The sequence below is a fragment of the Pseudactinotalea sp. genome (assembly GCF_048594945.1).
Taxonomy (GTDB): Bacteria; Actinomycetota; Actinomycetes; order Actinomycetales; family Beutenbergiaceae; genus Pseudactinotalea.
On sequence record NZ_JBMDXJ010000092.1, the window covers coordinates 1 to 21,299 of the forward strand.

Genomic DNA, 21,299 nt, shown 5'->3' on the forward strand with positions numbered 1-21,299 from the left:
CCGGCGTTCTCCATCTGGTCGGTGATCTACCTCGGGCTGGCCGCTTACGTGGTGTGGCAGTGGATGCCGGCGAACGCCGTGACCGAGCGCACCCGTCGGACCGGCTGGCTCATCGCGCTGTCGATGCTGCTCAACGCGACCTGGCTGCTCGTGACGCAGCAGGGCTGGATCTGGGCGAGCGTCGTCGTCATCGCGCTCCTCATGGTCGTGCTGGGACGCATCCTCGTCGGGTTGGCCGGTCGGCCGGCCCGGTCGACGGCGGAGCGGGTCGTTGTCGATGGGACGTTCGGCTTGTACGCGGGCTGGGTCGCGGTCGCGACCTGTGCGAACGTGACGGCGGCGCTCGTCGACTCCGGCGTCGAGCTCCCCGGGGCGGCAGGGGAGTGGGTCGGTGTGCTCGTGCTCGGCGTCGCTGTGGCGGTCGCTGCGCTGTTGGCCCATCGTGTCGGTGGCAGGCTCGCGGTCGCCGCGGCCATGGCCTGGGGGCTGGCATGGATCGCGATCGGGCGACTCACCGACCAACCGGCCTCGACCGTCGTCGGGGTGGCAGCGAGCGCCGCGGCGCTCGCGGTGGTCACGCTCACCGTCGTCGCGCGAATCCGCCGCGCACGTCCTTCGCTGGGATCCTCCTGAGTGTCGCTCACCCGGCCAGTCGGCTCGGAGTGGTTCAGTAGAACCCGTCAGGTGTGCCTTCAGACACGCCTGGGTAGGAGGCCATAGACAGATGGCGACCCGTACGTCTTCCCCCGCACGGACCGCCGCACCAGGACGCAAGACCAGCACGACGACGAAGGCTGCCAAGACAGGCAAGTCACCGTCGTCTTCCTCGCGTTCCGGTCAGCGGAAGCCCACCAGCAGACCGCCCGCGCGGTCGGACAAGCCTGCGCTCCCGGTGCGGATGCTCAAGGGCATCTGGATGGGGGCCGCACACGTCGCAGGAGGGACCGCTCGCAGCGTGGGTAGCAGCGCCAAGAACCTCGACCCCGCACACCGCCGCGACGGCGTCGCCTTCCTGCTGCTCGGCTTGGCCGTGGTGGTCGCCGTGCGCGAGTGGTTCGGCCTCTCCGGCACGGCCGGAGAGATCATCCACGCCGGCATCGCCGGCGCCGTGGGCATGCTCGGCATCGTCGTGCCGGTGATCCTGCTCTTCTTCGCCATCCGGCTCATGCGTCACCCGGATCGTCCCGAGGTGAACGGCCGCATCTCGATCGGGCTCGCCGCCATCACGACGGCGATCGCCGGGTTCCTCGCCGTGGCCAACGGCCTCCCTGACCCGCCTGCGTGGCAGCAGGTCTTCGATGCTGGTGGTCTCCTCGGCTGGGTCGCGGCCAACCCGCTGTCGACGGCGCTGACGGTCTACGTGACCGTGCCGGTGCTGGTGCTGCTGCTGATCTTCGGCCTGCTGGTGGTCACGGCCACGCCGGTGGCGGCCATCCCGCAGCGGTTCCGGCAGGGGCTCGACTGGATCAGCGGCAAGGACGTCGACGACGACGAGCCGGATGCTGCCCCGGAAGCGGAGCTCGAGGCGGCCGAGCGCCCGGCGAAGAAGCCGCGCAAGAGGAAGGCGGACAAGGCGCCCGAGATCGAGCAGGGCTCGTACTCGGGCGACGAGGCGTTCGCCCACCCCGAGGACCGCGAGGCGCCGGTCGACGTCAGCGGTCTCACCGAGGTGATCGACGAGAAGCCGTCCAAGGACGAGCTCACGCCGCCGCCCACCAAGCCGTTGCCGCAGCGGGCGGAGCAGCTCACGCTGGCACCCGACCTCGTCTACACGCTTCCCAGTGACGAGGCGCTCGCGCAGGGCGCCCCGCACAAGACGCGTTCCGCCGTCAACGACCGCGTGGTCGAGGCCCTCACGGCCGTGCTGACCGACTTCGACGTGGACGCCCAGGTCACCGGGTTCACCCGCGGCCCCACGGTCACCCGCTACGAGGTGGAGCTCGGCCCGGGCGTCAAGGTCGAGCGGGTCACGGCGCTGAGCAAGAACATCGCCTACGCCGTCGCCAGTGCGGACGTGCGGATCCTCTCGCCGATCCCCGGCAAGAAGGCGATCGGTATCGAGATCCCGAACGCCGACCGCGAGACGGTCTCGCTCGGCGATGTGCTGCGCAGCGCGCCGGCGCGACGCAACGAGCACCCGATGGTCATCGGCGTCGGCAAGGATGTCGAGGGCGGCTACGTGGTCGCCAACCTCGCGAAGATGCCGCACATCCTGGTGGCCGGTGCCACAGGCGCCGGTAAGTCGAGCTTCGTGAACTCGATGATCACCTCGATCATGATGCGAGCCACGCCGGAAGAGGTCCGGATGGTCTTGGTCGACCCCAAGCGGGTCGAGCTGACGATCTACGAGGGAATCCCGCACCTGATCACGCCGATCATCACCAACCCGAAGAAGGCCGCCGAGGCCCTCGACTGGGTGGTGCGCGAGATGGATGCGCGCTACGACGACCTGGCGCAGTTCGGCTACAAGCACATCGACGACTTCAACGCCGCGATCCGTGCGGGCAAGGTCAAGCCGCTGCCGGGTTCGGAGCGGGTGCTCTCGCCGTACCCGTACCTGCTGGTGATCGTCGACGAGCTCGCTGACCTCATGATGGTCGCCCCGCGCGACGTCGAGGCTTCGATCCAGCGCATCACGCAGCTGGCTCGCGCGGCAGGCATCCACCTGGTGCTTGCCACGCAGCGCCCGTCGGTCGACGTGGTCACCGGTCTGATCAAGGCCAACGTGCCGTCGCGGCTGGCTTTCGCGACGTCGTCGCTCGCCGACTCCCGCGTGGTCCTCGACCAGCCCGGTGCCGAGAAGCTCATAGGCCAGGGTGACGCGCTGTTCCTCCCGATGGGGGCGAGCAAGCCGATGCGCGTGCAGGGTGCGTGGGTCAGCGAGTCCGAGGTGCACGCGGTCGTCACGCACGTCAAGGAGCAGATGCAGCCGACGTACCGCGAGGACGTCCAGGTCGCCACTGCCAAGAAGCAGGTCGACGAGGACATCGGCGACGACCTCGAGCTGCTGATCCAGGCTGCGGAGCTGGTGGTCTCGACGCAGTTCGGGTCCACGTCGATGCTGCAGCGCAAGCTCCGCGTCGGGTTCGCCAAGGCCGGGCGGCTCATGGATCTGCTCGAGTCCCGCGAGATCGTGGGGCCGTCGGAGGGGTCCAAGGCGCGGGACGTGCTCGTGCAGCCCGATGACCTACCCGCCACGCTCGCGATGCTTCGTGGCGACGGGCCGGGTCCGGCTCGTGGTGGTGACGACGACGGCGCCGAGGACGACGAGGACTGGTCGGCTCGTGAGGACGACCCGCCCGCCGCCGTCGAGTATCACGACGGCGACGACGAGGACGGCGAGTCCGAGGACGCCTGGGACCTCACCGACCGTCGGTGAGGTCGCGTCGGTAGCCGGTCGCGGTGACGCCGAGCATCGTGCGCATGTCGTTCGCGAGGTGGGCCTGGTCGGCGTAGCCGAGGTCGGCTGCGAGGGTGGCGAGGTCGGTCTCGGGCTGGGCACGCAAGGTCTCGGCTGCTTCTTGAATACGTCGACGGCGGATCATCGCCAAGGGCGGGAGGCCCACCCAGGTGTGTGCGAGCCGTTGCAGAGTGCGGGCTGAGACATGCAGTGCTGCGGCGGCCTGCGGCACGGTGCGGATGGTCGGATCGCCATCGAGCAGGTCGGCCATGCGGTTGGCGAGCAGGGCCTCTGGGCTGGGCTCGGGGAGTGTGCGCGTGAGCCAGTCCGTGAATGCGGCGATCGCCGCTGCGTGGCGGGTCTGCGGATCGGCGCTGCCCATCGCCTCGTGCACCCCTGAGGTGAGGTCTGGGGCTTCGAGGCGACGTTCATCGTCGACGAGCGCGGCCGGTCCGTTCATGCAGAGAACCGTGGCGGCGGGGTGCAGTAGCGCACCGACCGCCCAGCCGCGTCCGGTGAGGTCGCGGTGCGAGGCGCGGGTGGTGGGACCGGAGATCATCGTCCGATCGTGCTGCACCACGAGGTTGGAGGCGGGGTAGGCGATGACCTGCTGCCGTGAGGTGCGGCCCGGTTCGATGTCCCACTCGGGAATCCAGAACCACCGCACCCAGGGGCGCACCGGTTCAGGTGCGGGGACTCGGGTGAAGGTCGGCAGGCGAGCGGGGTAGAGGATGCCACGCCTGCTCGCGATCGGGTCGGGCTCCACGCCGAGCAGGTTACGTCGCACGTGTGACAGCGCCGCGTTGGCGCGAATCTCCAAGTCGTATGTGTCGGCGCGTCCGTAGCGTCGCGCACATGGACACAGAGCAGACCACCGCAGCGCACGGCACCTACACCGACCACGGCATCCCGAAGGGGAGCACGAGCCTGACCCCGTTCATCGCGGTGCCGCGGGCGCGGGAAGCGGTCGCGTTCTATCGGGACGTCTTCGGTGCGCGCGTCGTCGACGTGACCGAGATGGGTGGCGTGCTGGTCCACGCGGTGCTCGACCTGGGTAGCGGCCAGCTGCAGCTGGGCGAGCCGATGCCCGACTACCACCTCGTTCCGTCGCCCGCGGGCGACGACGACTGCTACTCCCTCGGCCTCTACTGCGAGGACGCCGACGCCGTGGTTGCTCGTGCCGAGGCTGCCGGCGCCACGGTGCGGGAGCCGCTGACCACGTTCGTCTCGGGGGACCGCTTCGCGAGCGTCCGCGACCCCTTCGGCGTGCGCTGGTCGATCATGACCCGCGTCGAGGACCTCTCGGAGGAAGAGAGCGCCCGCCGGGTCGCGGAGTGGGCGGCTCAGCAGGGCTGACGCGGGAACGAATCGCGCGCTCGATGCGCCGAACCGGCCGAGACAACCGGTTGCCACGGCACCGAGCGTGCGATTCGTTCCAGGAGGGCTTGCGCGCACGCCCGTGCTTCCATATCGTTTGTCGATAGCATCGAATAACGATAGGGGTGGCGGCGATGGCGAAGCGGGACACGCGGGTCAGAACGACGCTGCGGGCGCAGCAGCTCGTGTGGCTGATGGGGGTGTTTGCACTGCTGTGGGCGGTCCTCGCGGCGGTGGGGGCCGCCATCGCTTCGGTCCCGAGCATCGCCGGCCTGCCGCAGGTGGCATGGCTCGAGGAGACCGGCACGGTGATCATGAGACAGGGGGACCTGTCGCTGTGGGTGCGGTTGCTGTGTGCTGCACCGGCAGTCGTGGTGACCTGCGGTCTGGGTGTCTCGGCGCTGCTGCTCTCACCCGTCCTGGTATCGGTGGCCGGCGGCCGCTCGTTCGCCGGGTCCGCTGAGCGCAACCTGCGCCGCATCAGCGCGACGCTGATCGTCTCAGCGGTGATCAGTCTCCTGCTCGACTTTGCCGCCAGCTGGGTGCTGAGCAGGGAGGTGGAAGCGTTCCAGGTTGCCACGCAGGCGGTCGAGCCCGACTACGCGATCAGTTTCGGGCCGCACATCACGATCCCCTGGCTGCCACTTGCTCTGGGCATCATCGCCGCCGCATTCCGCTGGGTCATCCGCGATGGTGCCGCCCTGGAGAAGGAGGCCGAAGGTGTCATCTGATCGCGACACTGCTCCGCTCGGCCGACGGGCGAGCGGAGTGGTCCACGAGGCGAAGGGTCGCCGTCGATCAACGATGGGACCTGCGCGGCTGGTGTCGGTGCTCGGCGTGTTCGTCGCCCTGTCGGGGATTCTCGGCGCGGCCTCGATCATCTGGGGATGGGTCTGGATGACGAACGGGCCGAACTATCCGCGAGAGCTCGACTCGCTCCCGCAGCTGATCCAGTTCGACCAGACCGGCGACGCAACCATGACCGTGCTCGACTTGCCGGTCTGGGTGCGACTGCTGTCCGCTGCACCAGGCTTGGTGCAGGCACTCATGCTCGCCGGCGCCGCATTCCTGCTCATGCGTGTGCTGGTGGAGATCGGCGACGGTCGGTCCTTCAGTCTTGCCATCCAGCGTCGACTTGGTCGCATCGCGCTGCTGCTCGTCGCCGGTTCGGTCGCGGTGACCGTCCTCGACATCCTCGCGATCTGGCGAATCTCGTTCGAGACCTGGGTCTTCGCCGAGAGCGTGCGAGCGGAAGGGGGGCGGACGTCGACGAGCATGGGCACCGAACTGCCCGTGATCACGTGGTTGCCGCTCGCGCTAGGGTTCGTCGCCTTCGCGCTGCGGTGGGCTTTCAAGGATGGCGCCCAGCTCGAAAAGGAGGTCGAGGGTGTTATCTGAATCATCCGGCGCCTTCCGGGAGGGGCCGGCAGCCGCGCGCATTGAGGCGGCACGGACTGCAGCGTGGCTGATCAGGTTGCTCGCCGTGGCCAACGGGATCAGAGCGCTTTGGCGTGCCGTCGCGATCGTGAGCGCCTCGGGAACGGGCGGCGAGCGCGCCGACGTCTCGGTCGGTCTGACCGACCTCGCACAGGTCGTGACTGCGGTCACCCGGGGTGACGTCCCGGTCGGGGTGGGCGACCTGCCCTGGTATACACGGCTCTTGTGCGCGGCACCAGAGGTGATACATGCCGCCATGCTGTTGGTGGCCGCGTTCCTGATGATCGCTGTCCTTCGTGAGGTGGCCCAGGGGCGGTCGTTCAGCGGTCGCGCGCGACGCAATCTCGCGGCAGTGAGCATCGTTCTGACAGTCGGCAGCGCTGTCTTCTTCGTGCTCAACGCTGTTGCGGCCGAGGTCCTCAAGGTGTCGGTATGGGGCCTCGGAGTGACGTGGGTCGAGCTCGATATCCAGACATTCAGCGTTCCCGTGCTTCTCGTGGCGCTGGGCCTGCTCGCGTTCGCCTTCGTCTTTGCGCTGCGGGATGGCGCAGGCCTCGAGAAGGACGCCGAAGGTGTCATCTGACGAGCCGGACCACCGCGTGGTCTGTCACCTTGACCGGCTGCTGGAGCAGCGGGGGATGACGCTCGCGGCGCTCGCGGAGGCCACCGGCATCACGGTCGTCAACCTGTCGGTGCTCAAGAACGACCGCGGGCGGGCGATCAGGTTCACCACGCTGACCGCGATCTGCGACGCGCTCGCCGTGACGCCGGGAGACCTCTTCTCGGTCGGCCCTCGCTGACTGGTGGTGGCGCGTTCACGCTGCGGGCGGCTCGACCTGGAATCCCTCGAAGGCCTTGGCCGGTCCGCCCTGTGCTGAGGAGATGGCGCGCTGCAATCGCACCGGCAGCCTTGCCCAGACCCGCAGGATCCATGCTGAGGTGGCCACCTGCGCCCGCGAGGTGCGTAGGCCCGACTGCATCAGCTTCGGAGCCATCTGCTGGAACGCCTGGACCGGCTCAGCGAGTCGACGTTCGTAGGCAGGGAACGCCACCACGGGGTCGCCGCCGGCGCGGGCCAACTCTTGGGCGAACAGATAGGCACCGAGCACCGCCAGGCTCGTGCCTCCTCCGATCGCCGGCCCCGGTGAGTAGCCCGCATCGCCGACCAGGGCCACCCGTCCGAGCGACCACGTCGGCATCCGGACCTGGCTGATCGTGTCGACGTAGAGGTCGTCCGAGTGCTCCATGCGCTCCAGCAGGTCGGGGAGCAGCCAGCCCGATCCCGAGAACGCGGCCCGCACCGCTCGCCGCTGCGCCTCGGTGTCGCGACGAGAATGGCTGCCTGCGGGTCCACGCCACAGCAGCACCACGCGCGTCTGGCCGGTCTGCCGCACCGGATAGACGACGGACAGTCGATCGACCTCTGCATACGTTCTCGTTGTGCCGGGCGGGCCCAGCTCGTCCGGCGTGCTCCCCGTGACGCTGAAGACCGCGACGTGGCCGCCGAGATCGTGCAGGAACTCTTCCTCAGGACCGAACGTCAGACGCCGCACATTCGAGTGCAGCCCGTCGGCGCCGACCACGAGGTCGAACCGACGTGGTGCGCCCCGCTCGAACGTGACGTCGACGCCGTCGGCGTCAGTCTCGATCGACGTGATCGAGTCCCCGAACATGTACTCGACGCCGTCACGGGTGTGCTCGTGGAGGATCCGGACGAGCTCCCCGCGCATCACCTCCACATGCCTGTCCGCCATGCCGGCAGCGAGCCGGGCGACGTCGACCTCCACCGTCGCGCGTCCCGGCCGCTCCCACCAGAGGTCCTCGCTGTGCGTCCGGGCGGCCTCGATCGCAGGCAGCACGCCCGCCCACTCGGCGATGTCGACCGCGGGACCGAACAGGTCGACCGCATGCCCGCTGAGGGCAGTCCGCGCGCCCGCCGTCCGCTCGACAACGGTGACGTCCAGGCCGGCGCGGCGTAGCCAGTGAGCGAGCATCGGTCCGGCGACCGAGGCTCCCGATATCAGGACGCGGTGTGCCATCGGCTCGTTCCTCCTCCGGTCGCGACGTGGCGAGTTTTACTTATCAGTAAGTAGAACGTGAGGTTAGCATCTTTCTACTGACCGGTCAGTAGACGGCTACCATCGCTCGCATGGCTACCCCGGCACGCGCCCGGCGAACGTCGGATACCCGTTCCCGGATCCAGGCGGTCGCCCTGGAGCTGTTCACATCCGCCGGGCTGGAGCGCACGAGCCTCCAGCAGATCGCGGACAGGCTGGGGCTCACCAAGCCCGCGCTCTACTATCACTTCGCCTCGCGCGATGAGCTCGTGCTGAGCCTGCTGCAACCCTTCGTCGACGACATCCAGGAGTTCCTCGGTGCGCAGCAGTCCGGTCCCCGCGGCGGAGACCGCACCGCGTTCCTCGAGTCCTACGTCGACCTGCTGCTACGTCATCGCGACGTGAGCCGGCTCATCGTCCAGGAGCCCGCGGCCCTCGACTCGGTCGGCGTCGGCACGATCGTGGAGTGGCGCTATCGGCTGATCGCGCTGCTCGTCGGCGCGGACGCCGATCCGGCAGATCAGATCCGTGCCACGGTCGCCGTCGGCGGCCTGGCCGACTGCACGGTGATGTTCCCCGACACGCCGCCCGCAGAGCTCCGCCGTGCCGCCGTGGCGGCAGCGGCGGGCGCCCTCGGGGAGTGAACGGAGGGCCTGCGCCGGTCACGGCACCCGCGGCACCACTGTGGGCTGATCGCCCGTGGGTTCCGACGGCGCGCCGAGCAACGGGAACTCTGCCCCCGTCGACTCACCCATGATCGCCTCGACCTCGCCCAGCCGCTGCTGCAGCGTGGACTCCGACAGCGCCAGGATCCCCGGACGGTCACCGTTGACAAGATCCAGCAGGGGATAGGCGCGCTGCTGGCCCACCCGGTCGACCGTGATCGGGGTCCAGGTCAGCCTGGTCACGCGCGCTGGGCCCTCGGCCGGCTTCGACACGGCCGCGGTCATGAACAGCCCGGTGGCGGTCTGGCTGATGCAGCAGTTGGAATCCTGGTTCGAGATGAAGTTTCCCAGTGACCAGGCGACCCACATGCCGTCCCCGTCCGGGCCGCCGTCGAGCCTCGCGAACGGCTGGGGGACGTGCGGATGGGTGCCCACCACAAGATCGATCTGACCCGACTCCGCGAGGGCGTCCGCCATCGCGGTCTGCTCGACGTTCGGCGCGAGCTGGTACTCGACGCCCCAGTGGATGGTGGCGACCACCAGGTCGGCCCCGGCCTCGCGCGCCGCGGTCGCCTGCGCGATCAGCTCGCTCGGGTCGTAGTTGCCCGGGTCCATGATGTCCGGGCTGAACGTCGAGATCACCCAGGGCGCATCGGCGGGCACGGGGATGCCATTGGTCCCGTACGAGCCGCCGATCTGCGCCACCGTGATCGTCTGCCCGCCCCGCTCGATCTCGTACAGCTGGGGCGCGTCGGCCTCCTCCTGCGACCGCGCCGACCCGGCGTGCCCGAGCCCGTGCTCATCGAAGACGTCGAGCGTGTACATCGCGTTGTCAGCGCCGCGGTCGAGCGTGTGGTTGGTGCCGGTCGAGCAGCCGTCGTAACCGAGATCAGCGAGGTTGCCCACCAGTTCCTCGGGCGCTCCGAACGAGGGATACCCCGAGGGTGTCTCGCCCGGCATCGACAGGGGCACCTCGAAGTTGCACAGCATCAGGTCGACGCCCTCGCTGTACGGGCGGGTCGCCTCGAGCATCGGGCGGAAGTCGTAGCCGCCGCCCTCGGCGTCGGCGGCGGCCGTCGCGATCGGCGTGTCATGGGGGAGCACGTCGCCGACCGCACCGATCGTGAAGGTCGCGTCCTCGACGGCGGGGGTGCTCGGCTCCTCGCTGCTCGGCTCTTCGCTCGGTTGTGTGGACGGCGTCGGCTCAGGCGTGCTGCTCGCGTCGCCGGGTTCCCCGGTCCGGTCACGCCACGGCCCGAGCAGCGCGATCGCTCCCGCCCCGATGACGAGTACCAGGACCAGCAGCAACGTGATCGGCAGGCGAGCCGCCGGTGGGATCCGACCGAGTCCGCGCTTGCGTCGGGGGCGTCGGGTGGGCGGCTGTGACACGCGACGAGTGTAGTTGGCACCGGCCCCACCGAACGGTCAGGAGATCCAGGTGCCGCCGTTACCCTGGCCCGGTGAGTGAGCAGGCAGACCAGGGCACGCAGGTGCCGCCCGTCTCGAACTGGAACCTGCCCAACGCGCTCACGATGGTGCGGATCCTGCTCGTCCCGGTCTACGGCGTGCTGCTCGCGCAAGATACGGTCGGTTCCCGGATCGCCGCCTGCGTCGTCTTCGTCATCGCCGCGCTGACGGACCGCTGGGACGGGCACATCGCACGGACCCGCGGGCTGATCACCAAGTTCGGCACCATGCTGGACACGCTGGCCGACAAGATCCTCGTGGTCGCCGCCCTGCTGATCTTCTCGTGGTTGGGCGAGGTCCCATGGTGGGTCACGATCGTGCTGATCGTGCGCGAGTTCGGCATCATGGCGCTGAAGTCCGCGCTGGCGCGCCACGAGGTGATCGCACCCTCGAGTGGCGGAAAGCTCAAGGCCGTGCTGCAGATGGTGGCGCTCGCCGTCCTCACGGTCGACTGGGTCAACCTGCTGCCCGAGCCGTTCGGAGCGATCATGTACTGGCTCGGCATGGTCATCCTGTACGCAGCGACGTTGATCGCGGTGGCCACCGCCGTCGACTACGTGATCAAGGCCGCGCGCATCGTCCGAGCCGGTAGATCCGCGACATGACCGCAGCGCCGCTGATCCGTGGCCTGGCGGCCGCAGGGCTCACGGTCGCGGTCGCGGAGTCGCTGACCGGAGGTGCGTTGACCGCCTACCTGGTGGGGGTGCCCGGAGCTTCGGCGGTGGTTCGCGGCGGCGTGGTCGCCTACGCGACCGAGCTCAAGTCGACCCTTCTCGGCGTCGACCCCGACCTGCTCGCCGCCCGTGGCCCGGTCGACCCGATGGTCGCCCACCAGATGGCCGACGGCGTGCGCGACCTTCTCGGCGCGACGGTCGGCGTCGCCACGACCGGCGTCGCCGGCCCGGCTCCGCAGTCCGGGCAGCCTGTGGGCACCGTGTTCATCGCCGTCTCGACGGCGGAGCGAGCCTCGGTCCGTCCGCTCAAGCTGGCCGGTGGCCGGGATCAGCTCCGAGAGGCCACGGTGCGTGCGGCGGCGGCACTGCTACGCGGAGCGGTACTCGGCTGACTGAGGGAACAACGGCGCGGCGGTTCGCGTTGGACCCGGTGATGATGAAGAACACCTTGCCCCCGCGATACTCCGGATCGCTACGTCCCATTCGTCGAAACGTGGACGTGCGAAACGCGTCTGTCACGCGACCGGGGTACCGTAGGACTATCGCATCGCCCGTAGCACCAGCTGCGGGTCAAGAACGAGGGGAGGGTAAGCCGGTGATCGTGCTCCGTCAGCAGATCGGGGATGTGCTGCGTTCTGCCCGCCAGCGTCAGGGCAAGACCCTCCGCGAGGTCTCCTCGGCCGCCCGCGTCTCGCTCGGCTATCTGTCCGAGGTGGAGCGCGGCCAGAAGGAAGCGTCCTCGGAGCTGTTGTTCTCGATCTGCGATGCCCTCGACCTTCCGGTCTCGATCGTGCTGCGCGAGGTCTCCGACCGTGTGGCGCTGCTCGAGGGGATCCTGATCCCCGATGCTCTGCCCCCGAACTTCAGCGATGTCGCCAACGAGGAGCTCGCCGGCGTCAGCTGAGTTCTCCCGATGCGGGTCCGCTGAACCCGCATCGCCAGCACCCCGCCCTGTGCGGGGTGTTTTCTTTGCGCTGGGACGGCTTCGCCGAGCCTGATGCCCGATCTCGAGACCGGGACTCGGCAGCTGCTGGAGCACCTCGCCTCGCTCGGTCGCACCTCGGTCGGCTACGTCGGTGCCGCTGCTGCGCTCCAGCATCGTGGTGCGGGAGTCGACCGGTCCTCATCGCTCCTGGCAGGTGGCGCACCAGTAGGTCACACGGTCGGTCGGTGGCGTGCCGAGCCGACCCTGCCGGATCGCCGAGCCGCACCGGCGGCACGGCTGGTGCTCACGCCCGTAGGCGTTCGCGTCGCGGCCCGGGCGCGGATCGCCTGTGGCGGTGATCGACGGCGCATCGGCACTTCTGCGCATGATCCTCGCCGCCGTGGCTATCACCTCCTCGGGATCGGCGATCTCGCGGGCCGGCTGCCACGGGTTGAGGCGGAGTAGCCACAGTGTCTCGCTCGTGTAGATCGTGCCGATCCCGGCCGCGACGCGTTGGTCGAGCAGGGCCTCGCCGACCGGTCGGTCGCCCTGTGCCCGCAGGTTCGCCGCGGCCGTGGCGACGTCGACGTCGTCGGCCATCAGGTCCGGCCCGAGGTGCCCGATCAGCGTGTGCTCCCGGGAGGTCGGAACCAGGTCGACCATGCCGAGCGAGATCCCGGCGCACGTCCACCGCGCCGTCGCGAGAACCACGCGCACCGTGTGCTGCCGCCACGGCTGCGGCGGCTGCTGGGTGCGGCGTACCTGCCACGTGCCCTCCATCCGCAGGTGCGTGTGCAGCGTGCGGCCGTCGTCGAGCCGCGTCAGCAAGTGCTTGCCGTGGCTGACGGTCTCGAGCGCGCTGCGCTCGAGCAGGTCGGCTCCGGCCACGCTCGGCCACCGCAGATCAGCGCGCACCAGCGGGCCGTGCGCCAGCGCCTGCGTCAACCGCCGGGCGGTCCGCAGCACGACATCGCCCTCAGGCAATGCTCTGGCCGATCTCGCTGAGCGCGCTGGTGGTCGCGTCGACCCGCTCCGCACCGATCCGCTCGGACCACTCCGTGATCGTCCGCTCGGTGGCGCACGGCTCGACCGGGACCAGGTCCACCTCCGTCGGCAGGAGGCGGACGAGTCGCGCCGGGCCGGCGATCGGGTGGCTCACCCGCTCCATCTTGCCTGTGGTCTCGTGGCCGTGCACGAGGGACCGATGCCGAGGTGTGCCTGGTTGCGACACGCTCGTCAGTCGTCGCCCTGATCCCGCTCGATGAGGCGCCACGTGCCGGGCAGCAGCAGCGCGGCCGCTGCGGCCTTGATCGCGTCGCCGATCAGGAACGGCACCACGCCCAGCGCGAGCGCCTGAGGCAGCCCGATCTGCAGCGACGCCATCAGCCACGGCACTCCGAGCGCGTACACGGCCAGGGTGGCGGCCACCGCAGCACCGATGGTGGCGAGCGGGGAGCGATCGGCGCCCCGGCGTGCTGCTGCGCCGGCGAGTACCGCTGCCGCGATGTAGCCGATCACGTAGCCGTAGGAGGCGAACGCCCAGCCGGAGCCCTGTTCGGCGAAGATCGGCAGCCCCGCCGTACCCAGCGCCAGGTACAGCACGGTGCTCAGCAGCGCGCGCACCGGTCCGAGGGCCAGGCCGGTCAGCAGCACCGCGAAGGTCGACAACGACAGCGGCACCGGTGTGAACGGGAGCGGCACGATCAGCTGTGAGAACCCGGCGATCAGCGCAGTCCCGCCGAGCACGAGCGCAGCGTCGCGAGCGCGGGACCTCGTGCCGAGGTCAGCCAGGACGGGGACAGGCTGCTGTGCTGCGACGATCGACATGCGGCTCCCTGTGGTCGGCGTGCGACCGCGCGCCGCACGTACATGGACGTTACGGCTGCCGGCGGGAGGCGGCGAGAGGGGTCCGGGACAAGGTTGCGCGGCCCCGCTTGGATGGTCTCGACACGCGCCGGCGGCGACGATCCGGATCACCTCCGCAGCCGCAGCCCTCGTGGGGTCGGGATGAAGCCGGCGTTGGTGAGTGCATGAGCCAGGACCGGGTGGGCGGTCAGCGCCGGTCCACCGTCGGTCTTGCTCACCGTGAACCGGCCGAGCGAGCCGGCACGCGCGTGCGCGGCGAGCTCGGTCGTCGCGGCTGCGAGGGCGCTCTCGTCGCTGGTGAACGACAGCAGAGTCTTGGCCCCGCGCTCGAGGTAGAGCACCGGCGCCCCACCCACCAGCACCACGCTCGCACCGATCTTCCGGCCGGGGCGATGCCCGCTGCGCTCCTCGAGCAGCCCCACCGGCTCCGGCCAGGGCAGCGCCGCGCCGTACGGGTTGGCTGGATCGGTCGCGGCCAGCAGCATGGCGGGTGCCGCTGCGGTGTCTCGGGCCGCGGTGCGCAGCGCCTCGACCGCTTCGGGCAGCGCGAATTGCGCCGCACCGAGACCCTCCACGAAGTAGCCACGCCGGACCTGCCCGTTCTCCTCGGCGCCCGAGAGCACCGTGTAGACCGTCGAGAACCCGCCCGCCAGCGTCTCCGGCACCGTGCCGCGCACCACCAGCCCGTCGCGATCGAGCAGCGACAGCGCCCGCGCCGCCCGGCGGCGCGCCTCGTCGGCGCGCTCGCCGACCAGGGACCACCGCCCGACGGCGTCCGCCGGTGTGGCCTGGGTGCTCACCGCAGCGTGGGTCGAGCCGTGTCCGCCCGCGCCGAGCGCGGCCGCGCGCAGTGCCGTGCCGCGCAGTGAGCGGGGCCGTGCGCGGCGGGTGCTGCGCGTGCCAGGACGCGCCGACGCACCCAGCCGGGCCCGGAGCGGCGCGAGGGTGTCGTTCGTGACCATGCCGGCCCACACCAGGTCCCAGAGCGCGTCGATCAGCGTGGCACCCGAGGGCGGCTCGGCGGCATCCGACCACCCGCCCTGAACCTCAGCGACGAGCTCGCGGACGAATCGCCCGCCGCCGCCAGCCAGCGCCGCCAGCAGTGCGTCATGGGCCTCGGTGAGTGCGAGGTCGCCGGGCTCGGGCGCGAGGTCGGCCACCGCATCGGCAGGCAGCAGCGTGACCCAGCCATCCGCTCCTGGTCCGGAACCGGCGGCCACCCACACCACCTCGCCGGCGCTGGTGAGCTCGTCGAGCAGCTCAGGTGCGTAGTCGCGGACGCGCGCGGGCAGAATCAGGCCCTCGAGTGCGGACGCCGCCACCGGCGTCCCGGCCAGGGCATCCACCGCAGCCGCCAGCCCGTCAACGCCCCGCAGACTGCCGACGTGGTGCCACGCCGGCAGGAACACCCCGAGGGCGGCCGGCAGCACCGCCTCGACCTCGGCCCGCAGGGCAGCCAGCGACCGGCGCCGGATCCGCCGCAGCACCTCGGCGTCGCAGTAGTCGGGACCTGGCATCGCCGCCGTCTCCGGCGTGTGCGCGTCGACCGGGCGCAGCGTGCCCTCGGCCAGCACACCACGGTCGCTCAGCCTGGCCAGCACCGGCAGTACGGCGCCGACGCCGAGCCCGAGCCTGGACGCCACCTCACCGGCCCGGAACGGCCCGTGCGTGCGCGCATGGCGCCGCACCAGCTCGGTGAGCGCCTCCGGCACCGGCTCCAGGAACGCCTCCGGCAGCCCGACCGGCAGCGGCGACCCGAGCGCATCGCGCAACCGACCGGCGTCCTCGACCACCGCCCACTGCGGCTCGCCCGCGACCCGCACCTCGATCACGCGCCGCGCAGCGGCGAGGTCGCTCAGCCAGCCCGGGACCGACTCGGCCTCGACCGCACGAGCTGCGAGCTCCGCCGTCGTGATCGGACCGAGCAATCGGACCAGGTCGAGGATGCCCTCGGCATCCCTGGCACGCACCCGCTCGGTGCGGAAGCCGACCTCGGCCTCGACCGAGGCGAGGGCACCGACGTCGAGCAGGTCGGCCACGTCGGTGAGACCCTCGCCGAGCAGGTCCGAGAGCAGGCTCGGATCCAATGTCAGCGCGGCTGCGCGACGTTCTGCGAGCGGAGCGTCCCCCTCGTAGAGGAACTGCGCCACGTAGGAGAACAACAGCGACTGCGCGAACGGTGACGGTGTGGGCGTGCTGACCTCGACCACCCGGATCCGGCGGGCGCGCAGGTCGGTCATCAGGGTGACGAGTGCAGGCACGTCGAAGTCGTCCTGAAGGCACTCGCGTACTGCTTCCAGCACCACCGGGAAGTCGGGGTACTCGGACGCCACCGAGAGCAGCTGGGCACTGCGCTGACGTTGCTGCCACAGCGGCTGCCTCCGGTCCGGGCGGCGCCTCGGCAGCAGCAGCGAGCGGGCGGCCGCCTCACGGAACCGGGCAGCGAAGTGGGCCGAACCGCCGAGCGCAGCCACGACCTCGCCCGTGAGGGTCTCCGGGTCGAGTAGCAGGTCCTCGGCGGTCACGGCGACCTCGGTGGGCTTCGCATCTTCGATCCACTCGGTGTCCCATGACGCCTCGGCATCGGGCAACCGGAGCACGATGCCGTCGTCGGAGTGCATGGCCGCGACGTCGGCGCCCAAGCGTTCGCGGAGCCGTGCTGCCAGCACGAGGGCCCACGGCGCATGCACCTCGGCGCCGTAAGGGGAGTGGATGACCACGCGCCAGTCGCCGAGCTCGTCGCGGAAGCGTTCGACCACGATCACCCGGTCGGTCGCGAGCCGGCCGGTGGCCTCCTCCTGGTCGCGCAGGTAGGCGAGCAGGTTGTCGCGGGCCCAGTCGTCCAGGCCCCAGCCCTCGAGCGAGTCGGTGGCGAACCTGGTCTCGGCGACCTCCCGCATCATCGCGCCGATCGCGGCGCCGAGCTCGGCGGGCCGGCCAGGCGCGTCACCCTTCCAGAACGGCAGCCGGCCCGGCAGGCCCGGCGCAGGGGAGACCAAGACCCGGTCCGGCGTGATGTCCTCGATCCGCCACGTCGACGACCCGAGGGTGAACGTGTCGCCCACCCGGGACTCGTAGACCATCTCCTCGTCGAGCTCACCGACCCGCTTGCCGCCGCGCGCGCTCGCCTCGCTGCCCACCACGTAGACCCCGTACAGGCCGCGGTCGGGGATCGTGCCGCCGCTGGTCGCGGCCAGCCGCAGCGCACCCGGGCGACCGCTCACGACGCCCGCGACCCGGTCCCACACGATCCTCGGGCGCAGCTCGGCGAAGTCCTCGCTCGGGTACCTGCCCGCGAGCATGTCGAGAACTCCGTCGACGACGGCGTCGCTCACCTGGGCGAACGGGCTCGCCCGGCGGACGAGCGTCGTGAGCGCATCGACCTGCCAGTCCTGCGTGGCCACCATCGCCACCACCTGCTGCGCCAGCACGTCCAGCGGGTTGGCGGGGACCCTGACGGCCTCGATATGACCGTCCCGGGCGCGGACCGCGGAAGTGGCCGCTGCCAACAGGTCGCCGCGGTGGGTCGGCAGCATGACGCCGTGCGACGTGGCGCCGACCTGATGGCCGGCTCGGCCGATCCGCTGCAGCGCGCTCGCGACCGACGGCGGCGCACCCACCGGCCCCACCAGGTCGACCGCGCCCATGTCGATGCCGAGCTCCAGCGAGCTCGTGGCGACCACCGAGCGCAGCGTGCCGTCCTTGAGCGCGGTCTCGATGCTGGTGCGCTGCTCGCGGCTCATCGAGCCGTGGTGGGCGCGCGCGATGACCGCCTCGGCGGGAACAGCGAGCCCGGCACCGGACTGCGCCTGCGCGGCGGCGGGCCACGCGGCACCGGCATCGAGATCCGGCGCCTCCCCACGCTCGGCCGCCAGTCGCGCGGCCTGCACTTCGTTGATCCGCGAGGTCAGCCGCTCGGCGCCGCGCCGCGAGTTGGTGAACACGATCGTGGAGCGGTGGCTGGTGATGAGGTCGACCACACGATCGGTGACGTGCGGCCAGATCGATCCCGCTGCAGGCTGGTCGGTGGGCAGCGGGCCGGCCGCGGAGCCGGACAGGTCGGGCCCGGGGAGGTCAGCACCGCCGTCGAGCATCGGGGTGCCTGGAATGTCGGCGAGATCCGGAACCGGGACCACGACATCGATCCGCAGGTCCTTGGTGGAGGGCGGCTGGACCACCCGAGTGGTCCGACCGCCGTCGGACAGCGGGCGCGAGCCCGCCAGGAACGAGGCGACGGTCTCGACCGGCCTGACCGTGGCCGAGAGCCCGACCCGCTGCGCAGGGCGGTCCAGGAGAGCGTCCAGGCGCTCGAGCGAGAGCGCGAGGTGCGCGCCGCGCTTGGTACCGGCGAGCGCGTGGATCTCATCGACGATCACGGTCTCCACACCCGCGAGACCGGCGCGCGCCGCGGAGGTGAGCACGAGGAACAGCGACTCGGGAGTGGTGATGAGGACATCGGGCGGCTTGGTCGCGAAGGTGCGGCGTTCGTTGGCCGGGGTGTCGCCGGTGCGCACGCCCACGCGGACATCGGCGGCCTGCAGGCCCTGCGCCGCTGCGGCCGCACCGATCCCGACCAGCGGTGAGCGCAGGTTGCGCTCCACGTCGGTGGCGAGCGCCTTGAGCGGCGAGACGTACAGGATCCGGCAGCGACGCGTGGGGTCGTCCGGGATCGGTTCGGTGAGCAGTGTGTCGATCGCGGCGAGGAAGGCGGCGAGCGTCTTGCCCGATCCGGTGGGCGCGACGACGAGCGCGTGCTCGCCTGAGCCGATCGCGTCCCAGGCGCCTGCCTGCGCGTCCGTGGGGCCGTCGAAGGCGCCCGTGAACCATGCCCGGGTGGGCGCACTGAACCCCGCCAACGGGTCCGCGGGCGCGCTCGAGGTGTTCACGCGGACATCGTGTCACCAGGCACTGACACCGTGGGCGCTCGGTGGGGTGGCGGCCGCGTGGCTGGCCCTGTGTCGGTGCCGTGCGAGACGATGGCCGCATGGATGAGACCCCTGCCGTGACCGCGCTGCGAGGCGTGCTTGCTGATGCCTTCGACCGCGTGGCCGAGCGGGTGGCCGGCGTTGCCGCCGATCTGTCGATCGCGGACGCGGTGTGGCGACCTGACCCGGAGGCCAACTCGATCGCGTGGCTGTTGTGGCACCTGACTCGGGTGCAGGACGATCACGTGGCCGATCTTGCGGGGACCGAGCAGGTGTGGACATCGGAGGGCTTCGTGGATCGGTTCGGTCTCCCGTTCCCGCCCGATGCCCATGGATACGGTCACACCAGCGAGGATGTCGGCCAGGTGCGCGTCGCGCCCGCCGAGCTGGTCGAGTACCACCGCGCGGTGCGTGCGGCCACCGATCGCTATCTCGCCACGGTCACCGCCGCCGAGCTCGAGCGCGTGGTGGACACCTCGTGGGACCCGCCGGTCACGGCGGCAGTGCGGCTGGTCAGCGTGATCGACGACTGCGCCGAGCACATCGGCCAGGCCGCGTACGTCAAGGGTCTGCTCGAGCGGCGCGCGTGAAGATGGCCGGTCTCGCCCGATGGTCGGCGGCGCGTGTGCGCGCCGTAGGCTGGGTGGCGTGAAGCACTCCGAGTTCTGGGCAGCGATGGAGGCGGCGTTCGGCAACCGGGCGACGTCGGTGGCGGCCGATCTCGTGCTCGGCGCGCTCGACCACCGCACCGGGGAGCAGGCGCTCGCCGAGGGCGAGGCGCCGCGCGTCGTGTGGGAGGCGATCTGCGACGCCCAGCAGCTTCCGGACTCGCTGCGGTGGTACCACCGGCGGCAACCCGCCAAGCGTCGCTGACGCCCTACGGTTGAGGCATGGCGATCCTTCACAAGGCCACGCTCGTCCCTTCCAAGGGCGAGGTGGTGGCCGCATGGCTGCCGCAGCAGCCGTGGTACCGCGGCTCTGACCCCGCCAGGCCGCGACCGGTGGCGAGCTTCCGCTTCGACGACCCCGCCGGAGAGGTCGGCATCGAGACGATGCTGGTGACCACGGGGGAGGAGGGGGAGGCCGGTCCGCTCTGGCAGGTCCCGATGACGTATCGCGGCACCCCGTTGGACGGCGGCGGCGGCCACCTGATCGCCACGCTCGAGCACTCGGTGCTCGGGACCCGATACGTCTACGACGCCCTGGGTGATCCGGTCTACCTCGAGGTGGTGCGCGCGACGATCGCCGAGCAGGGGAGCGAGGCGGATCTCGTGCGGGAACTCGGAGACGGCAGCACCGAGGAGGTCGCGAAGACGATGGTGGTGCGCGGTACCGGCGGTGGCGGCGTGGATGTGGTGCTCGAGCGCAGCCCGCAGCTCGCGGTCGAGGCGGATCTCGCGGATGGCTCGGGCGCCTTGATCGGTTGGCGAGCCGCCGAGCCCGACCTCGTGCTGGCGCGCGTGCAGTAGCGCGTGACACAACCGCGTCGCGGTGATGGAGCGCGAGTCGGCGGGCTGGCAAGATGTCCTCGCAACCAGAGCCTCACCCAGGGGAACGCATGACGCAGCCGCCAGAGCAGTCGCCGACCGATCCGCAGCCGTGGCAGGCGCCGACGGCCCCGCCGCCTGGGGCACCCTGGCAGGCCCAGCCACAGCAGGCTCCGCAGCAGCAGTGGCAGCCCGAGCCGGGCGCCTACGCCTATGCCGGCCCGCCCGGTGGGGTGCCGCCGACCGATCCGGCGAAGCGGAAGCGCAGGTTGACCATCGTCGTGGCCGTGGTGCTCGTGGTGGTGGGGGTGATCGCAGCGGCGATCATCTACACGGTGCAGGCCAACCAGCGCGCTGAGGAACAGGCTGCGCAGGAGGCGGCTGAGCGTGTTGCCGCCGTGACCGCAACTGTCCAGGGCTTCTTCGACGCGCTCGCTGCGGGCGACGCGGCGACAGCACTCAGTCACGTCGACACGGGCGACGTCGACACCTCCATGATCACGGACGAGATCCTCACGGCCTCCGTGGAGATCGCGCCGATCACCGATCTCACGGTCACGCCGCCCGATGAGGTAGGCGAGTACAGCCTGTCCGCATCGGTCGATGTGAGCTACCAGCTCGGCGACGCGGCCGTCGAGCTGGCGTACCAGGTGCGTGACCCGAACCAGGACGGCACGTGGCTGATCGACGGCGCCGTCGTCGAGGCGTCGCTCCACGAGCTGCCGGAGGGGCTGGAGGTGACGCTGAACGGCGTGCCACTGACGAGCCCGGAGCTCACGCTGCTGCCGGGTGCGTACCGGCTGGGCACGACGACGACCTACTACGCGCTCACCGGCGAGCCCGAGTTCCAGGTCACCGAGCCCTACTTCGCCTCCGTGCCGTCGATCGAGTTCGTGCTCGACGACGACGGTGTGGCCGCCTTCCAGGGCGCCGTCACCAGTGCGGTGGAGGAGTGCGTGTCCTCGAGCGCGCTCGAGACCGGCTGCGGGCTCACCATTCCGGCCGAGCTGGACGAAGGG

General features: G+C 70.8%; 22 protein-coding genes. 15 read left to right on the top strand and 7 right to left on the bottom strand.

The genetic code is table 11. The annotated features are described in order from the left end of the window. Together ACOJSN_RS04360 and ACOJSN_RS04365 are read left to right on the top strand one after the other, a co-directional pair. A partial coding sequence (locus ACOJSN_RS04360) for a tryptophan-rich sensory protein (protein WP_420111289.1) occupies positions 1–633 on the top strand: 633 nt, incomplete at its 5' end. A 265-nt stretch (positions 634–898) separates the two neighbouring features. Further along, positions 899–3,379 carry a DNA translocase FtsK 4TM domain-containing protein gene (locus tag ACOJSN_RS04365; protein WP_420111310.1) on the top strand — a complete coding sequence of 827 codons (2,481 nt, stop codon included), beginning with the start codon at positions 899–901 and terminating at the stop codon, positions 3,377–3,379. Here ACOJSN_RS04365 and ACOJSN_RS04370 read toward each other — a convergent pair. After that, positions 3,363–4,187 (bottom strand): helix-turn-helix domain-containing protein, encoded by an 825-nt coding sequence (locus tag ACOJSN_RS04370; RefSeq protein WP_420111290.1) that lies wholly within the window; start codon positions 4,185–4,187, stop codon positions 3,363–3,365. The genes ACOJSN_RS04365 and ACOJSN_RS04370 overlap by 17 nt on opposite strands. 68 nt (positions 4,188–4,255) lie before the next feature. Here ACOJSN_RS04370 and ACOJSN_RS04375 point away from each other — a divergent pair, with 68 nt between their 5' ends. The 5 genes from ACOJSN_RS04375 (at position 4,256) to ACOJSN_RS04395 (ending at position 7,014) form a co-directional block, all read left to right on the top strand. Next, the gene (locus ACOJSN_RS04375; RefSeq protein ID WP_420111291.1) at positions 4,256–4,756 is read left to right on the top strand and encodes a VOC family protein; all 501 of its coding nucleotides are present in this window, start codon (positions 4,256–4,258) and stop codon (positions 4,754–4,756) included. A 155-nt stretch (positions 4,757–4,911) separates the two neighbouring features. After that, positions 4,912–5,508 carry a hypothetical protein gene (locus ACOJSN_RS04380; protein WP_420111292.1) on the top strand — a complete coding sequence of 199 codons (597 nt, stop codon included), beginning with the start codon at positions 4,912–4,914 and terminating at the stop codon, positions 5,506–5,508. Continuing rightward, positions 5,498–6,175 (top strand): hypothetical protein, encoded by a 678-nt coding sequence (locus ACOJSN_RS04385; RefSeq protein ID WP_420111293.1) that lies wholly within the window; start codon positions 5,498–5,500, stop codon positions 6,173–6,175. The genes ACOJSN_RS04380 and ACOJSN_RS04385 overlap by 11 nt, the downstream gene beginning before the upstream one ends. Next, a complete protein-coding gene (locus ACOJSN_RS04390; protein ID WP_420111294.1) occupies positions 6,165–6,797 on the top strand; it encodes a hypothetical protein in 633 nt (210 codons plus the stop codon). The genes ACOJSN_RS04385 and ACOJSN_RS04390 overlap by 11 nt, the downstream gene beginning before the upstream one ends. Next, a complete protein-coding gene (locus ACOJSN_RS04395) occupies positions 6,757–7,014 on the top strand; it encodes a helix-turn-helix domain-containing protein (RefSeq protein ID WP_420111295.1) in 258 nt (85 codons plus the stop codon). The genes ACOJSN_RS04390 and ACOJSN_RS04395 overlap by 41 nt, the downstream gene beginning before the upstream one ends. A 15-nt stretch (positions 7,015–7,029) precedes the next feature. On the opposite strand, the gene ACOJSN_RS04400 is transcribed toward ACOJSN_RS04395, so the two are convergent. Further along, positions 7,030–8,253 (bottom strand): FAD-dependent monooxygenase, encoded by a 1,224-nt coding sequence (locus ACOJSN_RS04400; RefSeq protein WP_420111296.1) that lies wholly within the window; start codon positions 8,251–8,253, stop codon positions 7,030–7,032. A 110-nt stretch (positions 8,254–8,363) separates the two neighbouring features. Between ACOJSN_RS04400 and ACOJSN_RS04405 the strand changes: the two genes are divergently transcribed. Beyond that, a complete protein-coding gene (locus ACOJSN_RS04405) occupies positions 8,364–8,915 on the top strand; it encodes a TetR/AcrR family transcriptional regulator (protein WP_420111297.1) in 552 nt (183 codons plus the stop codon). Positions 8,916–8,933: 18 nt separating this feature from the next. Here the strand turns inward: ACOJSN_RS04405 and ACOJSN_RS04410 are convergent, their stop codons facing one another. After that, on the bottom strand, positions 8,934–10,325 hold the full coding sequence (locus ACOJSN_RS04410; protein ID WP_420111298.1) for a CapA family protein: 1,392 nt from the start codon (positions 10,323–10,325) through the stop codon (positions 8,934–8,936). 71 nt (positions 10,326–10,396) lie between these two features. Here ACOJSN_RS04410 and pgsA point away from each other — a divergent pair, with 71 nt between their 5' ends. From pgsA to ACOJSN_RS04425, 3 genes are all read left to right on the top strand, one after another. Then, on the top strand, positions 10,397–11,008 hold the full coding sequence (gene pgsA / locus ACOJSN_RS04415) for a CDP-diacylglycerol--glycerol-3-phosphate 3-phosphatidyltransferase (protein ID WP_420111299.1): 612 nt from the start codon (positions 10,397–10,399) through the stop codon (positions 11,006–11,008). Further along, the gene (locus ACOJSN_RS04420) at positions 11,005–11,469 is read left to right on the top strand and encodes a CinA family protein (RefSeq protein WP_420111300.1); all 465 of its coding nucleotides are present in this window, start codon (positions 11,005–11,007) and stop codon (positions 11,467–11,469) included. The genes pgsA and ACOJSN_RS04420 overlap by 4 nt, the downstream gene beginning before the upstream one ends. Positions 11,470–11,672: 203 nt before the next feature. Beyond that, the gene (locus ACOJSN_RS04425; RefSeq protein WP_420111301.1) at positions 11,673–11,981 is read left to right on the top strand and encodes a helix-turn-helix domain-containing protein; all 309 of its coding nucleotides are present in this window, start codon (positions 11,673–11,675) and stop codon (positions 11,979–11,981) included. 219 nt (positions 11,982–12,200) lie between these two features. Here the strand turns inward: ACOJSN_RS04425 and ACOJSN_RS04430 are convergent, their stop codons facing one another. The 4 genes from ACOJSN_RS04430 to ACOJSN_RS04445 form a co-directional block, all read right to left on the bottom strand. Further along, on the bottom strand, positions 12,201–12,968 hold the full coding sequence (locus tag ACOJSN_RS04430) for a DNA-formamidopyrimidine glycosylase family protein (protein WP_420111302.1): 768 nt from the start codon (positions 12,966–12,968) through the stop codon (positions 12,201–12,203). A gap of 10 nt (positions 12,969–12,978) precedes the next feature. Continuing rightward, a complete protein-coding gene (locus ACOJSN_RS04435; protein WP_420111303.1) occupies positions 12,979–13,161 on the bottom strand; it encodes a hypothetical protein in 183 nt (60 codons plus the stop codon). 77 nt (positions 13,162–13,238) lie between these two features. Continuing rightward, positions 13,239–13,829 (bottom strand): biotin transporter BioY, encoded by a 591-nt coding sequence (locus ACOJSN_RS04440; protein ID WP_420111304.1) that lies wholly within the window; start codon positions 13,827–13,829, stop codon positions 13,239–13,241. A gap of 146 nt (positions 13,830–13,975) precedes the next feature. Further along, on the bottom strand, positions 13,976–18,754 hold the full coding sequence (locus tag ACOJSN_RS04445; RefSeq protein ID WP_420111305.1) for an ATP-dependent helicase: 4,779 nt from the start codon (positions 18,752–18,754) through the stop codon (positions 13,976–13,978). 98 nt (positions 18,755–18,852) lie between these two features. On the opposite strand from ACOJSN_RS04445, the gene ACOJSN_RS04450 reads away from it, so the two are divergent. The 4 genes from ACOJSN_RS04450 to ACOJSN_RS04465 all read left to right on the top strand — a co-directional run. Further along, positions 18,853–19,383, top strand: a complete 531-nt coding sequence (locus ACOJSN_RS04450; protein ID WP_420111306.1) for a mycothiol transferase — start codon at positions 18,853–18,855, stop codon at positions 19,381–19,383. A 58-nt stretch (positions 19,384–19,441) separates the two neighbouring features. After that, positions 19,442–19,666: a DUF3046 domain-containing protein gene (locus tag ACOJSN_RS04455; RefSeq protein WP_420111307.1), complete on the top strand. Its 225-nt coding sequence runs from the start codon at positions 19,442–19,444 to the stop codon at positions 19,664–19,666. Positions 19,667–19,683: 17 nt separating this feature from the next. Further along, the gene (locus ACOJSN_RS04460; protein WP_420111308.1) at positions 19,684–20,262 is read left to right on the top strand and encodes a CG0192-related protein; all 579 of its coding nucleotides are present in this window, start codon (positions 19,684–19,686) and stop codon (positions 20,260–20,262) included. A gap of 89 nt (positions 20,263–20,351) precedes the next feature. Next, a partial coding sequence (locus ACOJSN_RS04465; RefSeq protein WP_420111309.1) for a hypothetical protein occupies positions 20,352–21,299 on the top strand: 948 nt, incomplete at its 3' end.

Bases quoted from the DNA above. Each gene is read 5' to 3' on its own strand.
- ACOJSN_RS04365 (WP_420111310.1), top strand. From the start codon at position 899: ATGCTCAAGGGCATCTGGATGGGGGCCGCACACGTCGCAGGAGGGACC.
- ACOJSN_RS04375 (WP_420111291.1), top strand. From the start codon at position 4,256: ATGGACACAGAGCAGACCACCGCAGCGCACGGCACCTACACCGACCAC.
- ACOJSN_RS04380 (WP_420111292.1), top strand. From the start codon at position 4,912: ATGGCGAAGCGGGACACGCGGGTCAGAACGACGCTGCGGGCGCAGCAG.
- ACOJSN_RS04395 (WP_420111295.1), top strand. From the start codon at position 6,757: ATGGCGCAGGCCTCGAGAAGGACGCCGAAGGTGTCATCTGACGAGCCG.
- ACOJSN_RS04400 (WP_420111296.1), bottom strand. From the start codon at position 8,253: ATGGCACACCGCGTCCTGATATCGGGAGCCTCGGTCGCCGGACCGATG.
- ACOJSN_RS04405 (WP_420111297.1), top strand. From the start codon at position 8,364: ATGGCTACCCCGGCACGCGCCCGGCGAACGTCGGATACCCGTTCCCGG.
- ACOJSN_RS04420 (WP_420111300.1), top strand. From the start codon at position 11,005: ATGACCGCAGCGCCGCTGATCCGTGGCCTGGCGGCCGCAGGGCTCACG.
- ACOJSN_RS04440 (WP_420111304.1), bottom strand. From the start codon at position 13,829: ATGTCGATCGTCGCAGCACAGCAGCCTGTCCCCGTCCTGGCTGACCTC.
- ACOJSN_RS04450 (WP_420111306.1), top strand. From the start codon at position 18,853: ATGGATGAGACCCCTGCCGTGACCGCGCTGCGAGGCGTGCTTGCTGAT.
- ACOJSN_RS04460 (WP_420111308.1), top strand. From the start codon at position 19,684: ATGGCGATCCTTCACAAGGCCACGCTCGTCCCTTCCAAGGGCGAGGTG.